The organism is Kitasatospora albolonga (genome assembly GCF_039535905.1).
GTDB lineage: Bacteria > Actinomycetota > Actinomycetes > Streptomycetales > Streptomycetaceae > Kitasatospora > Kitasatospora albolonga.
On the sequence record NZ_BAAAYB010000102.1, the window covers coordinates 65,943 to 79,657 of the forward strand.

General features: G+C 73.6%; 12 protein-coding genes and 4 tRNA genes. 9 read left to right on the forward strand and 7 right to left on the reverse strand.

Going from position 1 to position 13,715, the window contains the following annotated elements:
- Positions 1–22: 22 nt before the first annotated feature.
- Positions 23–1,459, reverse strand: a complete 1,437-nt coding sequence (locus ABD946_RS26505; RefSeq protein ID WP_345287735.1) for an FGGY family carbohydrate kinase — start codon at positions 1,457–1,459, stop codon at positions 23–25.
- 207 nt (positions 1,460–1,666) lie between these two features.
- Positions 1,667–1,966 carry a hypothetical protein gene (locus ABD946_RS26510; RefSeq protein WP_345287736.1) on the reverse strand — a complete coding sequence of 100 codons (300 nt, stop codon included), beginning with the start codon at positions 1,964–1,966 and terminating at the stop codon, positions 1,667–1,669.
- Positions 1,967–2,230: 264 nt separating this feature from the next.
- Here ABD946_RS26510 and ABD946_RS26515 point away from each other — a divergent pair.
- Together ABD946_RS26515 and ABD946_RS26520 are read left to right on the forward strand one after the other, a co-directional pair.
- A tRNA-Asn gene (locus ABD946_RS26515) sits at positions 2,231–2,303 on the forward strand.
- Positions 2,304–2,342: 39 nt separating this feature from the next.
- Positions 2,343–2,415, forward strand: a tRNA-Asn gene (locus ABD946_RS26520).
- A 111-nt stretch (positions 2,416–2,526) separates the two neighbouring features.
- Here the strand turns inward: ABD946_RS26520 and ABD946_RS26525 are convergent.
- Positions 2,527–3,276, reverse strand: a complete 750-nt coding sequence (locus ABD946_RS26525; RefSeq protein ID WP_345287737.1) for a trypsin-like serine peptidase — start codon at positions 3,274–3,276, stop codon at positions 2,527–2,529.
- A 203-nt stretch (positions 3,277–3,479) separates the two neighbouring features.
- Positions 3,480–4,364 carry a trypsin-like serine peptidase gene (locus ABD946_RS26530; protein ID WP_345287739.1) on the reverse strand — a complete coding sequence of 295 codons (885 nt, stop codon included), beginning with the start codon at positions 4,362–4,364 and terminating at the stop codon, positions 3,480–3,482.
- A 228-nt stretch (positions 4,365–4,592) separates the two neighbouring features.
- On the opposite strand from ABD946_RS26530, the gene ABD946_RS26535 reads away from it, so the two are divergent.
- The 4 genes from ABD946_RS26535 (at position 4,593) to ABD946_RS26550 (ending at position 8,128) form a co-directional block, all read left to right on the forward strand.
- Positions 4,593–4,666, forward strand: a tRNA-Ile gene (locus ABD946_RS26535).
- 216 nt (positions 4,667–4,882) lie between these two features.
- Positions 4,883–4,959 (forward strand) — tRNA-Pro (locus tag ABD946_RS26540).
- On the forward strand, positions 4,959–7,217 hold the full coding sequence (locus ABD946_RS26545; RefSeq protein ID WP_345287741.1) for a hypothetical protein: 2,259 nt from the start codon (positions 4,959–4,961) through the stop codon (positions 7,215–7,217). Before ABD946_RS26540 ends, ABD946_RS26545 begins: the two co-directional genes overlap by 1 nt.
- A 29-nt stretch (positions 7,218–7,246) precedes the next feature.
- Positions 7,247–8,128 (forward strand): 1-aminocyclopropane-1-carboxylate deaminase/D-cysteine desulfhydrase, encoded by an 882-nt coding sequence (locus tag ABD946_RS26550; RefSeq protein ID WP_345287742.1) that lies wholly within the window; start codon positions 7,247–7,249, stop codon positions 8,126–8,128.
- A gap of 2 nt (positions 8,129–8,130) precedes the next feature.
- On the opposite strand, the gene ABD946_RS26555 is transcribed toward ABD946_RS26550, so the two are convergent.
- A complete protein-coding gene (locus ABD946_RS26555; protein ID WP_345287744.1) occupies positions 8,131–8,571 on the reverse strand; it encodes an EamA family transporter in 441 nt (146 codons plus the stop codon).
- 193 nt (positions 8,572–8,764) lie between these two features.
- Between ABD946_RS26555 and ABD946_RS26560 the strand changes: the two genes are divergently transcribed.
- Positions 8,765–9,346: a Uma2 family endonuclease gene (locus ABD946_RS26560; RefSeq protein WP_345287746.1), complete on the forward strand. Its 582-nt coding sequence runs from the start codon at positions 8,765–8,767 to the stop codon at positions 9,344–9,346.
- Positions 9,347–9,353: 7 nt separating this feature from the next.
- Here the strand turns inward: ABD946_RS26560 and ABD946_RS26565 are convergent, their stop codons facing one another.
- Positions 9,354–10,892, reverse strand: coding sequence for an LCP family protein (locus ABD946_RS26565; RefSeq protein ID WP_345287747.1), 1,539 nt, complete (start codon positions 10,890–10,892; stop codon positions 9,354–9,356).
- A 329-nt stretch (positions 10,893–11,221) separates the two neighbouring features.
- Entirely contained in the window at positions 11,222–11,689 is a 468-nt protein-coding gene (locus tag ABD946_RS26570) for a MarR family winged helix-turn-helix transcriptional regulator (RefSeq protein ID WP_380149985.1), read from the reverse strand.
- 88 nt (positions 11,690–11,777) lie between these two features.
- On the opposite strand from ABD946_RS26570, the gene ABD946_RS26575 reads away from it, so the two are divergent.
- Entirely contained in the window at positions 11,778–12,815 is a 1,038-nt protein-coding gene (locus ABD946_RS26575; RefSeq protein ID WP_345287750.1) for an NADP-dependent oxidoreductase, read from the forward strand.
- Positions 12,816–13,217: 402 nt separating this feature from the next.
- Positions 13,218–13,712 carry a DUF3145 domain-containing protein gene (locus ABD946_RS26580; protein WP_345287752.1) on the forward strand — a complete coding sequence of 165 codons (495 nt, stop codon included), beginning with the start codon at positions 13,218–13,220 and terminating at the stop codon, positions 13,710–13,712.
- Positions 13,713–13,715: the final 3 nt, after the last annotated feature.

The following is a 13,715-nucleotide window of genomic DNA, read 5'->3' on the forward strand; positions in this document are numbered from 1 at the left end:
GCGGTGCGGCCCTGACGGCCGCTCAGTCCTCGGCCAGCTCCGGGTGGATCTGGTCGCGGACGGTGCGGTACTGCTGGCGGACGGCGTTGCCGATGGCCTGGTCGTGTTCGTGGTCGGCGACCAGGGTGACGGCGTCGGGGAGCTCCCACTCCGGGGGCTCGGGGGTGCCGGCCAGGGCCCAGGCGGCCTGGCGGGCCGCGCCCCGGGCGGCGTGGTCGCCGGCGGCCGGTATCACCACGGGCAGGCCGAAGAGCAGGGGCGCGATCTCCTTCACGGCGGGCAGGCGGCCGACCGCGCCGAGCAGGAAGATCCGGCGCAGCTCCACCCCGTGCCCGCGCAGCACGTCCAGGGCGTCGGCGACGTTGCAGAGCATGCCCTCGACGGCGGCCCGGGCCAGGTGCTGCGGGGCCATCGACTCGGCCCGCAGGCCGGTCAGGGTGCCGGCCGCGGCGGGCAGCTTCGGGGTGCGCTCGCCGTCCAGGTAGGGGAGCAGCACCAGCCCGTAGGAGCCGGCCGTGGAGCGCAGCGCCAGCTCGCTGAGGCCGGTGAGGTCGGTGCCGAGCAGGCCGGCGGTGGAGCGGAGCACCTGGGCCGCGTTCAGGGTGCCGACCATCGGCAGGTGGCGGCCGGTGGCGTCGGCGAAGGAGGAGACCGCTCCCGTGACGTCCACCACGGCGTGGTCGTGCACCGCGAAGACGGTCCCGTTGCCGCCGAGCGAGACCACCGCGTCGCCGGGCTGCAGGCCGAGGCCGAGCGCGGCGGCCATGTTGTCCCCGGTGCCGGCCGAGATCAGCAGGCCCTCGGGGGTGTGCCCGGCGGGCTCGGCCGGGCCCAACACGTCCGGTACGCGCAGCTGGTGACCGAGCGCCAGCTCGATCAGGTCCTGCCGGTACTCGCCGGTGACGGGGGACCAGTACCCGGTGCCGGAGGCGTCACCCCGGTCGGTGGTGCGGCGCTTGGGGTGGCCGAGCAGCTGCCAGACCAGCCAGTCGTGCGGGAGCAGCACCTCGGCGATCCGCTTGGCCGAGGCCGGCTCGTGCTCGACCAGCCAGCGCAGCTTGGCCACCGTGTAGGTCGGCGCCGGGACGGAGCCGATCGCCCGCACCCAGGCCTCGGGGCCGCCGAGCGCGTCGATCAGCTGCGCGGCGGCCCCGGCGGACCGGGGGTCGTTCCAGAGCAGGGCGGGCCGCACCAGCACACCGCCCGCGTCCAGGCCGATCAGGCCGTGCTGCTGGGCCGAGACGCCGATCGCCCGGACGCCCTCCAGCAGGCCCCCGGTGGCCGCCTCGCCGAGCGAGTGCAGCCAGAGCTGCGGGTCGACCTCGGTGGCTCGGGGATCGGTGCCCTCGGGGGTCGGGTGCGGCGCCTTGCCGTCGCGCAGCACGGCGCCGGTCTCGGCGTCGCACGCGACGATCCGGGTGCGAGTGGTGGAGCTGTCGATGCCCGCGACGATGGCCATGTCGAGATCATGCCTCAGCCCGGCTGCCTTGCACCGCCGCCCGCCCGAAGTGTTGCCCGTTCGGCACCCGGAGCGGACGCGTCCGCGACCGCTCGCGGTGCGCGTGGGGCCCCTGGTGCGTGCGGGGCCGGCCGTACCTGCGCTGCGCGCGCTGCGTGCGGTGCAGGCGGCGTGTGCGACGCGTGCGGTGCGTCCGGCACCGGTGCCTCAGGGGCGGTAGGTGCCCCAGCTGTCGTCCTGTCCGGCAGCCCGGCTGCCGCTCAGGTACGGCACCCGGTCGGTGATGGCGTTCGGCAGGTGGTCACCGACCCGGCCGGCCACGGCGCCCGCGGCCTTCCCGGCCACCGCTCCGGCCTGCTGCCGGGCCTTGCCCGCCACGTCCTGCACCTTGGGGTTCTGCGCGACCTGACGGGCCGCTCCGGCGAGCTGCTCGTAGCGCTCCCGGCCGGCCTTCGAACCGAGGACGTATCCGACCCCGACTCCCACCACGAACGTCAGCTTCCACATGACCGGTCTCCACCCTTCCTTGCGGACCCTGCCGCGTTGCCCTACCCGCCCCGCCCCGCGGCGAACCGTGGGACCAGCATCCCCGCAGGCCCCCGCCGCCGCCCACCGGGCACGCCGAACGGAGGGCGATCCGGGCACCCGGGGAGGCCCCGGGGCCTCCCCGGGGAAAGCGATTGGCGGACCACCCCCCTGAGTGCGCTAATGTATGACCCGCAGCCGACGCCGCGGACCGGAAGATCCTTCCGGAGCGGGGCGGGAGCTCGGTCCCCCATAGCTCAATTGGCAGAGCAGCCGACTGTTAATCGGCAGGTTATTGGTTCGAGTCCAATTGGGGGAGCCCGGAAGGGTCGTCAGACCTTTCCGCACCCAACAGCAGTCCCCCATAGCTCAATTGGCAGAGCAGCCGACTGTTAATCGGCAGGTTATTGGTTCGAGTCCAATTGGGGGAGCTTCACCGGTAGTTCAGGTGAGATGCGCAGAGCGAGGGCCCTTCGGACATCCGAGGGGCCTTCGTGTTTTCCCGGGGCGCAGCCTCTGCTCGGGGTCCGCTCGGAGTCTGCTCAGGCCGTGCCGGTGGCCTGCCGGTACAGCTCCGTCACCCGGTGGTCGAAGGTGATGCTGTACGAGGTCCGCTCGGTGGCGCCGCCCTCCTGGTAGCCGCCGACCACGCCGACCACCTCCCCGCCCTCGGTCAGCCAGGGGCTGCCGCTGGTGCCGTCGGTGTAGCCGTGGCAGTCGAAGCTCTCCTGGGTAGGGCTCTGTTCGCCGGTCCGGTTGCTGCAGGTGATCGGCTCCTCGGCGTCCACCGGGTAGCCGGTGACGGTGACCGCGAGCCCGAAGCCGCGGTCGGTGCCGAGCCGGAAGCCGCCGAGCACGTCCTCGATCCGCCGTCCGCCGACCTCGCCGACCGTGAGGAACGCCACGTCGTACTCCGGGTCGGCCCGCTCCGACCAGGCCGGGGCCAGCGTCACCCGCTCGACCGGCCAACTGCCGTGCGGGAGGTTCCCGTTGCGGTAGCCGGGGGCGAACGCCAGGTCGTCCTGGCGGCCGAACAGCGGACTGGCCACGCAGTGCGCGGCCGTGACCAGCAGGCTCCGGCCCGGGCTGCTCACCACGCTGGCGGTGCAGCCCCGGGCGCCGTCCGGGCCGCCGGCGAACAGCGTGCCGATCCGGTCCGCGGGCCCGCCCGCCGGGGCGGCATGGGCGGACGGGGTGCCGTCGTCGGGGGCCGGGGCGGGGACGTCCGGGACGCAGGCGGTGGCCAGCGCGAGGAGCAGGGCGGTGGCGGCCGTGGAGGTGAGGAGCGTCACGCGTCCGGTGGTGGGCGTCGGGGCGGAGGCCGGAGCGGACGACGGAGCGGGTCGCCATGCGCGCGCCATGGGGTCCGTCCTCGGCTGCGGGGTGATCCACGCGGGTCGTGAAGATCGACTGCAGCCAGGTCTACCAGCCCGGCCCGCCGTCGCGCCAGCCCCGCCCGGTGCCGCCGTCCCCGGTGCCGCCGCCTCCGGGGCGGTCAGCCGGTCGCGCGGGCGTACAGCGCCTGGACCCGGTCGCCGAAGTAGCTGCTGTAGGAGGTGTCCGGGGTGTCCCCGCCCTCCTGGTAGCCGCCGATCACGCCGACCACGGTGCCCGTCCTGGTCTGCGGGTCGAAGTCGGTGACCCACGGGCTGCCGCTGGTGCCGCCGGTGTAGTCCGGGCAGTCGATCCGCAGCTGGGTGGGGCTCTGCTGGGAGGTCTGGTTGGCGCAGGTGATCGGCACCTCGCCGCTGCTCGGGTAGCCGGTCACCTTGACCGGCAGGGTGTAGCCCCGGTTGACCCCCAACTTGTTGGCGCCGAGCACCTGTTGGACCTGCTGCCCGTTCTGCGGCAGCACCACGGCGAAGGCCACGTCCACGTCCGGGTCGGCACTGTCCGCCCAGGCCTGGTCCACCGTGATCGAGGCCAGTTGCCAGACCCCGCTCGGGGTGTCGCCGTCCCGGTAGCCCGGCACGAAGACCAGGTCGCCGCGCTGGCCGACCTTGGGGTCGTAGACGCAGTGCGCGGCGGTCGCGATCAGGTTCAGCCCGGCGCTGTCCACCACGCTGGCAGTGCAGAAGTGGTCGCCGTCGGAGTTGTGCGTGAAGACCGCGCCGACCAGGGCGTTGAGCGGGGTGGCCTTGGCGGTCCTGGTGGTGCCGGCGTGCTTGGCGATCGCGGCCTTGATCCGGTCCTTGGACCAGCCGTGCCCGGCCGCCGCCGAACTGGCCTGAGCCCCCGTCAGCGGGCTCCGACTCGCACTCGCGCTCGCGGTGGTGCCACCGCCCGTCGGGCTCGGCCCTCCGCCGCCGCCCGAACCGCTCCCGCAGCCGACCGCCACCAGCCCCAGCGCCACCAACCCGGCCACCCGTGCGCCGCGCACCCGCCACCACCGTCCTCGGACCTCGGCCCCGTCGACCACCGGCCTCCAGTCTTCGCGGGCACCGCACCCCCTGCCAGGCCGGATCACCCGGACGGGGTCTCGCGCACCCGCCCACCCGGATGCACCCCCGGCGAGCACCACGCCGGAATGACCGGCTATGCTGCGGATGACGGCCCTGACGGGCCGTCTGCTGCTGCCCCGCCACCTCGGCCGACGGCACGGCGAACCGGGGCGGTAGCTCAGCCGGTTAGAGCAGGGGACTCATAATCCCTTGGTCGTGGGTTCGAGTCCCACCCGCCCCACTCTCACTCCTCCGCACTCCGAGGCCCGTGACCACACCGGAACCCTCGCGCGAGGCAGCCTCCGAGAACTCTAGGGCCAGCGCACGGCCTCCGAGCCCCACCCGGGCCGAAGTTCACCCGATTGGTAGCGGCCCGGCCCGCATGAACGGCCGTCAGCCCGGCCGGGCCGAAAACGCGTTGTCGGTGCCGGAGCCGCTGCGTACCGTTGCGGGCCAGCGGCGTGTAGCTCAGCGAGACAGAGCACCGGACTCGGGATCCGGAGGGGGCGGGGGCGGGACCCGCCACGTCGGCCATGGACAACAACGCTGATCAGCAGCGCACCACCGTCACGGTCAACTCCGGCTACGCGCACGGGCAGCTGGCCCGGGCCTTCGTCACCGCGCTCTCGCACCCGGACGCCGCGACCCGCGAACGGGCCGAGGGCCGTCTCGACCGCTGGCGCGCCACGCTGGCCGGGATGAAGGACGGCAGCCTGCGGATCGGCAGCCGCACCCCGGTGGCCGGGTTGCCCGCCTGGGTCACGCCCGAGGTGCTGCGCGGCGGCTTCGCCACCGGCCGGGCCGCCGCCGAGGGGCCGCTCCAGCCGTACGAGGCCGAGGCCTGCCGGGCGGCCGGCATCCCGCAGGACCGCGCCGAACTCTTCGCGCACGCGCTCACCGAGACCGGGCTGGCCCGGCTCTGGGAGCTGCTCGACAGCGGCCGCTACCGGGTGACCGTGCCGGAGGAGGCCGCGCTGCTCACGGTGGCCTGGCTGGTCCGGGCCGGAGAGCAGCGGACGGCACTCGAACTGACCGCCCTGCTGGCCCCGTTCGCGGGCCGGCTGCGCTTCACCCCGCCGTCCGGCGACGCCCCGGGCGCCGGGCCGGACTGCGTCCACCGGCAGACGGTGGCCGACGCCGTCGAGGCACTGGAGCGCCGCGGCCCCAACCGTGCGGTGGAGACCCAGCGCGAGGCGCTGACGGTCTGGCTGCCGTACTCCGACGAACTGCTCTCGCACTGGCTGGAGGCCACCGGCCCGGACGGCGTCCTGCATGCCGCCCCGGGACCGGAGTGGCTCGCGCGCGGCGCCGAACTCCTGTTCCGCTACCGGACCTTGGCCGCCGTCCACCAGCTCTGCGGCAAGCACCGCAAGCCGGGCGGGAACCTCGGCATCCTCCGCATCTCCCTCGAACTGGCCGTCGCCGGTGAGGAGTTGCCGCCCCGTCAGGCCGGGCTTCTGCGGGTCGCCGTCCGCTCCATGGTGGAGCGCCGCGGCCTGCCGGGCTCCGAGCGGCACACCGAGCTGCGCCGGATCCAGGTCGGCCAGGCCGCGCTGCCCTCCCACCACCAGCTCGCCCGGCTGTTGGTGAGCCGGCTCTTCGCACTGCCGCAGCAGGACGGCCTGACCGACCCGGAGGCGCTGCTGGTCGCGGCCTCGGACGGCGAGGCGGACGGGATCCCGGCCGGCACCGCCGTGCCGCAGGTGCTGCGCAAGGTGGTGCTGGCCGCCCTCAGTGCCCCCGTGGAGACCCTTGTCGAACGCGGCCTGGTGCCCTCGGCGGAGGTACTGGCCGAGCTGGCACCGCAGTTGGCCGCCGCGGCCGAGGCCACCGCCTACCCGGACCAGGCGCTCGGCGCGCTGGCCGCCGCCCACCACCGGGCCTTCGCCGGGCGGCGCTCGCTGCTGCTGCTCGACCTCCAGCACCAGGTGCGGGCCGGTGAACTCCCCTGGGTCCGGGCGGTCCAGCCGTACCGCACGGCGGGGGAGGGCGCGGCCGAACTCGCCACGCTGCGGCGTCTGTCCGCCCTGGCGGTCACGACCTTCCCCGGCACCATCCTGCCGAACCCGTTGGTGAGCGAGCTGGCCGCGCTGGCCCGGCGGGCCGCGCCGGGCACCCCGCTCGTGGAGGAGCTGGCGGCCGACATCTTCATGGGCAAGTTCTCCCCGAAGTTCCTGGCGGCCGCCAAGATCGCCGGTGAGTTGCTGCAAGGCACCTTCTACGAGCGGTACTTCGGCATCGACTACGCCGCCGTGCGCGCCCTGCCCGAGCAGGAGGACGGACACCGCCGCGCCGTCGCCTCCTCCGGCTTCTCCCGGCTCTGCACCGCCCGGGCCGGCCAGGCCTGGCGCGGCACGGGCTCGGTCGCCGCCAACGGCACGGTGATCGAGCAGGCCCAGATCCTCACCACCCACAACCTCGCCACCCTGGCCGGCCCGCTCGGCGTGGCCTTCGGCGAGGCTGCGGACGTGCTGGCCTGGCGCGCGTACGACACCGCCCGGCAGCTGGTCGCCCTGGCCGAGCGCCAGCCGCGCCCGCTGGCCACCGTGAAGAACGCCGCCTTCGCCTGGCGCCAGCTGGTCTTCCACCTCTCCCTCTGCACTCCGCAGGCCCGCGACGCGGTGATCGACCGGATCACCGTCGACCACCCGCCCCGCCTCGCCCCGGCCGTGGCCGGCCTCGTCCTGACCGCCGCCGGCGGCCGCTTCGCCGAGGACGGCACGGCCGAACGCGGCCGGGCCCGGCGGTTCCTCGGCTGGTCGGCCGGGCCGCACTGGTTGCTCCGGCGCTGAGCCCGGCGGGGCCCGCGTACGCTGGGCGGATGCTGCTGCCCGCCGATCTGCCGACTCCGCTCCAGGTGCTGGACGACCCGGACTTCGCGGCGGCCGGGGTCGAGCTGCGGCTCAAGCGCGACGACCTGGCGCACCCGACCGTGCCCGGCAACAAGTGGCGCAAGCTCGCCCCGAACCTCGCCCACGCGGTGGAGACCGGAGCGGTCGGACTGCTGACGTACGGCGGGGCGTACTCCACCCATCTGCGGGCGGTGGCCGCGGCGGCGGGGGCGCTGGGGCTGGCGAGCATCGGGGTGGTGCGGGGCGAGGAGCTGGAACGGGCGCCGCGGAACTGGTCGTTGCGGGCGGCGGAGGCGGACGGGATGGAGCTGCGCTTCGTCTCCCGCTCCGACTACCGCCGCCTGCTGACCGAACGTCGGGCCCCGGGGGAGGGCTGGTTGGTGCTGCCCGAAGGGGGCTCCAACGCGCTCGCGGTACGCGGCGCCGCCGCGATCCCGGCCGAGCTCCCCGACCTGGGCCCGAATGACCTGCTGGTCTGCCCGGTCGGCACCGGGGGGACGCTCGCGGGCGTCGCGGCGGGCCTCACCGGTGGCGCCCGTGCCCTCGGCGTCGCCGTCCTGCGCGGCGAGGGCTACCTGGAGGATGAGGTCCGCAGCCTCCACCAGGCCGCCTACGGGCGCCAGTTCACCACCTGGTCGATCGACCACGCCCACCACGGCGGCGGCTACGGCCGCGTCTCACCACAACTCACCGCCTTCGCCGCCGAGTTCGAGCAGCGGCACGGCCTGAGGCCAGAGCTCCGCTACGTCGCCAAGACCCTCCGTGCCGTCCACCAGCGTCTGATGGCGGGCGAGTTGGTGGCGGGTACCCGGGTGACGATGGTCGTCACCGGCCTGCCGGACCCCGCGTAGCGTCAGCCGAACGCGATCAGGCTCAGACCGGTCACGATCACCCCGGCCGCCAACAGGCGGGCGCGCAGGCGGCCCTCGGCCAGCAGGGTGCCGCCGAGCAGCACCACCAGCAGCACACTGGCCTCGCGGACCGGGGAGACCAGGGCGGCCGGGGCCAGCCGCAGGGCGAACAGGAAGAGCAGGTAGGGCAGCGGTATCAGGGTGGCCGCCCCCAGGACGAGCAGCCGGCACTCCGCGAGTTGAACGGGCGTCAGCCGCCAGCCGCCGTCCCCGCCCGTCAGCAGGAGCACGACCGGCGCGTACGCCACGAACGACCCCAGCGAGGCCAGCCAGACGAAGGCCACCGCGTCGTACTCGGCCAGCCGCTTGCTGACCAGGCTCCAGAGCGCGTGCAGCACGGCTGCGCCGGAGGCCAGGGTGAGGGCGGTGGCTGTGGAGTTCATCTGAGGCGTCCCCCGGAATCGTCTCGGTTGGGTGGGATCTTCACCCTCCCAGGAAGATCACGGCAGTTGGGACGCCGTCCGCCTCGTCCGTGGAACGGACGTCACTGTTCATCCTGTGTCCACCGGATCCTGGGGTGGACGCTCGGCTATCGTCGGAGAGAGCACCACCCGCCCCACCCGGAGGAGGCAGGGCATGACCGCGATCTCGGACCGCCCGCAGCTGCTCCCCGAGGAGTTCGAGGAGGTGGCCCGCGTGGTCGCCCGGGCGGCGGAGGGCGTGCGGCTGGAGCTGATCGACGGAAAGCTGAGGGCCAAGCCGGCGCCTGACGGGGACCACGGCCGCATCATCCAGTGGCTCATGCGGATCTGCCTGCAGAGCAGGCCGGAGCTCTGGCTGCACGACCAAGGCCTGAAGGTCCAGGGCTATCGGGCAGGCCGTGCCAGGCCCGACGGCGCGCTCGCCGCAGCGGACGCGTTCGCCGGTCAGGGTGAGTGGGCCGACGCCGACGGCGTGTTGACGACCGTCGAGGTGACGTCCTACGACTCGGACACCGACCAGCGCGACCGGGTGGAGAAGCCCCGGGCGTACGCCGAGACCGGCATCCCGGTCTACCTGCTGATCGACCGCGACGCCTGCCAGGTCACCGTGCACAGCCGCCCCGTCGGCAGCCGTTACATCCAGCTCAGCGTGGTCCCGTTCGGCACCGAGGTGGAGCTGCCGGCGCCGGTCGGGATCGTGCTGGACACCGAGCCGCTGAAGAGCTGGGTGCGCTGATGGTCCGTCAGCCGCCGTCGCCGTAGGTGAGGTTGGAGCAGAGGTCGGCGTCGGCGGTGCGGGTGTTGTCGGTGATGCCGGAGGGGATGCCGGTCGGGGTGGCCGAGGGGGATCCGGAGGTGGTGGCCGACGGGGCGGCGGTGGAGGGGTCGGGGGCCTCGTCGCGGCCGAGGGTGAGGGTGAGGGTGGTGAGCGAGGGGTCGGGGCGGAGTTCGGCGTCGGGGTAGAGGGCGGCGAGCCGTTCGGCCTCGGCGAGGCTGACCGGGGTGGCGGGGTAGCCGATGACGGTGGTGCGCCGCGAGGTGGTGGGGGTGGGGCCGGTGGTGAGGGCGGTCCAGCCGGCGGCCTTGAGTTCGGCTTCGGCCTTGGTGGCGGCCTCGGGGGAGCGGCTGGCGTTGATGATCGTCAGCGGGGTGGCGACGGCCGAGGCGGAGGGGGAGGCAGAGGCCGAGGGCGAGGCGGTGGGGGTGGTGCCGGTGCCGGTGGAGTGGCCGTCGAGGGTGTGGTCCTGGCGGAGCAGGTCGAAGAGCCGCCCGGTGTCGGGCTGGACCAGGGCGACCCGGTCGCCCTTGTACTCCCAGGGGACGGTGACGAACTCTATGTCGGAGAGCTTGATGTCCCGCAGCGACTGCGCGAAGTCGACCAGCTTCATCGGGGTGCCGAGGCCGGGGTCGACGGTGAGGGAGCGGCTGGCGGCGTCGGCCAGCGGGAGCAGGGTGGTGAGGTTGAAGCCCTGCTCCTGCACCTTCTTGATGAGGGAGGAGAGGAAGGCCTGCTGCCGCTTGATGCGGCCGATGTCGGAGCCGTCGCCGAAGCCGTGCCGGGCCCGGACGTAGTCGAGGGCGAGCTGGCCGGAGACGGTCTGACGGCCCTTGGCCAGCTTTATCCCGTAGGAGTTGACCGCGTTGGGGACGCAGACGTCGACCCCGTTCACGGCCTGGGTCATCGCGGCGAAGCCCTTGAAGTCCACCACGATGGTGTGGTCGACCCGCAGGCCGGTGAGCGCCTCGACGGTGTTCTGGCTGCAGGCGGGGTTGCCCTTCTCCGAACCGCCCACGGTGAAGGCCGAGTTGAACATCTGGTTGGTGCGCTTGGTGGTCCACCTGCCGTCCGGGAGCAGGCACGGCGGGACGGTGACCAGGGTGTCGCGCGGTATCGAGACCGCGACGGCGTGGCGGCGGTCGCCGTAGACGTGCAGCAGCATCGCGGTGTCGGAGTGGCCGACGCCCTCGTCGCCGCCGCCGAGGTCGCCGTTGCCGTCGTTGCGGGTGTCGGAGCCGAGCAGCAGGACGTTGACCGGGACGCCGCCGCCGACCTCGGCGGGGGTGGCGACCGGGGGCCGGCTGGTGGCGATGCCGGCCGCGTCGAAGGTGGAGATGTTGTCGTCCAGGCGGTGGTAGAACCACGCGCCGGTGCCGACCACTCCGAGCACCATGACGGCGGCGGTGACTCCGGCGACCCGGGCCAGTCGGGCCCGGCGGGAGCGGGGCGCCCGGGGTGCGCGGCGCGCGCGGGCAGAGGAGGGCCGGGTCTGGGCGTCGGTCATGGTGGGTCAGGAGCTCTCTGCTGCGGCCGCTCGGCGGGTGAACCGTCGGGATGGTCGGTGTTCTCTCACCGGATAGACGGTCTGGCGAGGCGGTCGGTTACACGGAGAGCGCAATCTAACAAGGATGATTCGTGCAGGAGCAATCGCCCCCCCTGGTGGGGAGGGGTGTCCGCGCAGGTCAGGCCCGTCCCCCGGTCGGGACGGGGGTCGGGGCGGGGGCGGAACCGGGAACCGTTCGCTCGAAACCGGGCCGACCTGGTCAGGTCCGGTCAAGCCCGGTCTGCCTGGCCCGGCCCGGCCCGGCCCGGCCTGGCCGGGCCAGGCCAGGGTCAGCTCGGGTTGACGTCGGCGTGCGCCAGCATCCGCCGGAGCAGGTCGCGCAGCTGGGTGCGCTCCTCCTCGTCCAGGGCGGCCAGCGGCTCCCGGGCGAAGTTGAGGGATTCGCGCAGCTCCTCGGTGGCGGCGTCACCGGACTCGGTGGCGGCGACCAGCTTGACCCGGCGGTCCTGCGGGTCGGCCTCGCGGGTGACGAAGCCGCGGCCCTCCAGGCGGTCCACGATGCCGGTGATGTTGGACGGCTCGCAGCTGAGGGTCTGGGCGATGTGGCGCATCGGCATCGGCCCGCGCCGCAGCAGCGCGAGCACCTTGGCCTGGGCGCCGGTCAGCGATCGGGCGGCGGCGGCCTCCTCGTACTCGCGGTGGAAGACCGCGACCAGCCCGGCCATGAGGTCCACGACCTCGCGGGTGATCGCGTCGGCGGGCGGCGGAGTGCCGTGAGTGGGCTCGGTCATGCCCATGAGTCTAGCTGAACATTTGACAACATGAACCTTTCATGCCCACGATTGCTTTACCTACTCAACCTTTCAGTCTCCGAGGAGCAGCAGCATGGCAGAGCAGGCCGCGTCCACCACCGCGCCCGCCACCGGCCGGGAGTGGCACCTGGCGTCCCGTCCGGACGGCTGGCCGGTGCCCTCCGACTTCGCGCTGGTCGAGGCGCCGGTCCGGCAGCCCGGCGAGGGCGAGATCCTGGTCCGCAACGCCTACCTCTCGGTCGACCCGTACATGCGCGGCCGGATGAACGACGTGAAGTCCTACGTCCCGCCGTTCCAGCTCGGCCGGGCCCTGGACGGCGGTGCGGTCGGCCACGTGGTCGCCTCCAACGCCGAGGGCTTCGAGGTGGGCGACGCGGTGCTGCACGGGCTGGGCTGGCGCGAGTACGCGACCCTCGACGCCCGGCACGCGGTGAAGGTGGACCCGGAGCTCGCGCCGCTCTCCTACTACCTGGGCGCGCTCGGCATGCCGGGCATGACCGCGTACGCGGGCCTGCTGGAGGTGGCCTCGTTCAAGCCGGGCGACACCGTCTTCGTCTCCGGCGCGGCCGGCGCGGTCGGCTCGCTGGTCGGTCAGATCGCCAAGCTGAAGGGTGCCGAGCGGGTCATCGGCTCGGCCGGTTCGGCCGCCAAGGTGGCCACCCTGCTGGACGGCTACGGCTTCGACGCCGCCTTCAACTACAAGGACGCCCCGGTCCGCGAGCAGCTGGCCGCGGCCGCCCCGGACGGCATCGACGTGTACTTCGACAACGTCGGTGGCGACCACCTGGAGGCCGCGATCGGCGCGCTCAACCTGCACGGCCGGGTCACCCTGTGCGGCGCCATCGCCCAGTACAACGACACCTCGGCCCCGGCCGGGCCGCGCAACCTGGCGCTGGCGATCGGCAAGCGGCTGCGGCTGCAGGGCATGCTGGTGCGCGACCACGACTCGCTCCAGCCCCGCTTCCTGGCCGAGGTGGGCGGCTGGCTCAAGGACGGCACGCTGAAGTACGACGAGACCGTGGTGGACGGCGTCGAGAACACCACCGAGGCCTTCCTCGGTCTGCTGCGCGGCGACAACACCGGCAAGATGGTCGTCCGCCTGGAGCACTGACGCGACTCAAGCGCCGACAGGCACACGGCAGTTGAGGACCGCCCCCGACCCGCACCAGGGTCGGGGGCGGTTCGGCTACGGGCGCGTCCGGCTCGGCGCACCACCGTCGATCCGACGGGCCGTCAACTGTGGCGGCGTCAGCGGCGCTACGGTGGAGGCTTCTTGGATGGGGCCGTTCGGGGGAGAGATCGGGGCCGAGGGTAGACCTCGGTGCGGATCGGGCTAGCATTGGGTTGAAAGCTGTCCGTTTTGCTCAACTTAATTACCTATATGTCGAATAAGTTGCGCACGGCGGGGGCAGTACGACCGAGACAGTTACGCATCAGACCAGAGCAGCGCAGACCGGCGACGGGCACGAGGTAGCTGGGGAAGGCGACCCTCGTCCACAGCCTGGAGGTCCCGGTGACGACACGTGGAGTCCTGTACGTCCACTCCGCGCCCCGCGCGCTGTGCCCGCACGTCGAATGGGCGGTGTCGGGCGTGCTCGGAGTGCGGATCAGCCTCGACTGGATCCGCCAGCCCGCCGCGCCCGGCCACTGGCGGGCCGAGCTCTCCTGGCAGGGGGAGCCCGGCGTCGCCTCGAAGCTGGCGTCCGCCCTGCGCGGTTGGCAGTTGCTCCGCTACGAGGTCACCAGCGAGCCCTGCTCCACCGCCGAGGGCGAGCGCTACAGCTCCACCCCGGCGCTCGGCATCTTCCACGCCGTGACCGGCATCCACGGCGACATCCTGATCCCGGAGGACCGGCTGCGCGCCGTGCTGCTGCGGGCCAAGACCGAGGGCACCGACCTGGAGGCCGAGCTCGCCCGCCTGCTCGGCAAGCCCTGGGACGACGAGCTGGAGCCCTTCCGCTACGCCGGCGAGGGCGCCCCGGTCCGCTGGCTCCACCAGGTGGTCTGACGA

Coding starts and splice junctions, on each gene's coding strand:
- ABD946_RS26510 (WP_345287736.1), bottom strand. CDS start 1,966: ATGTGGAAGCTGACGTTCGTGGTGGGAGTCGGGGTCGGATACGTCCTC.
- ABD946_RS26565 (WP_345287747.1), bottom strand. CDS start 10,892: ATGACCGACGCCCAGACCCGGCCCTCCTCTGCCCGCGCGCGCCGCGCA.
- ABD946_RS26555 (WP_345287744.1), bottom strand. CDS start 8,571: ATGAACTCCACAGCCACCGCCCTCACCCTGGCCTCCGGCGCAGCCGTG.
- ABD946_RS26575 (WP_345287750.1), top strand. CDS start 11,778: ATGGCAGAGCAGGCCGCGTCCACCACCGCGCCCGCCACCGGCCGGGAG.
- ABD946_RS26505 (WP_345287735.1), bottom strand. CDS start 1,459: ATGGCCATCGTCGCGGGCATCGACAGCTCCACCACTCGCACCCGGATC.
- ABD946_RS26560 (WP_345287746.1), top strand. CDS start 8,765: ATGACCGCGATCTCGGACCGCCCGCAGCTGCTCCCCGAGGAGTTCGAG.
- ABD946_RS26570 (WP_380149985.1), bottom strand. CDS start 11,689: ATGGGCATGACCGAGCCCACTCACGGCACTCCGCCGCCCGCCGACGCG.
- ABD946_RS26545 (WP_345287741.1), top strand. CDS start 4,959: ATGGACAACAACGCTGATCAGCAGCGCACCACCGTCACGGTCAACTCC.
- ABD946_RS26550 (WP_345287742.1), top strand. CDS start 7,247: ATGCTGCTGCCCGCCGATCTGCCGACTCCGCTCCAGGTGCTGGACGAC.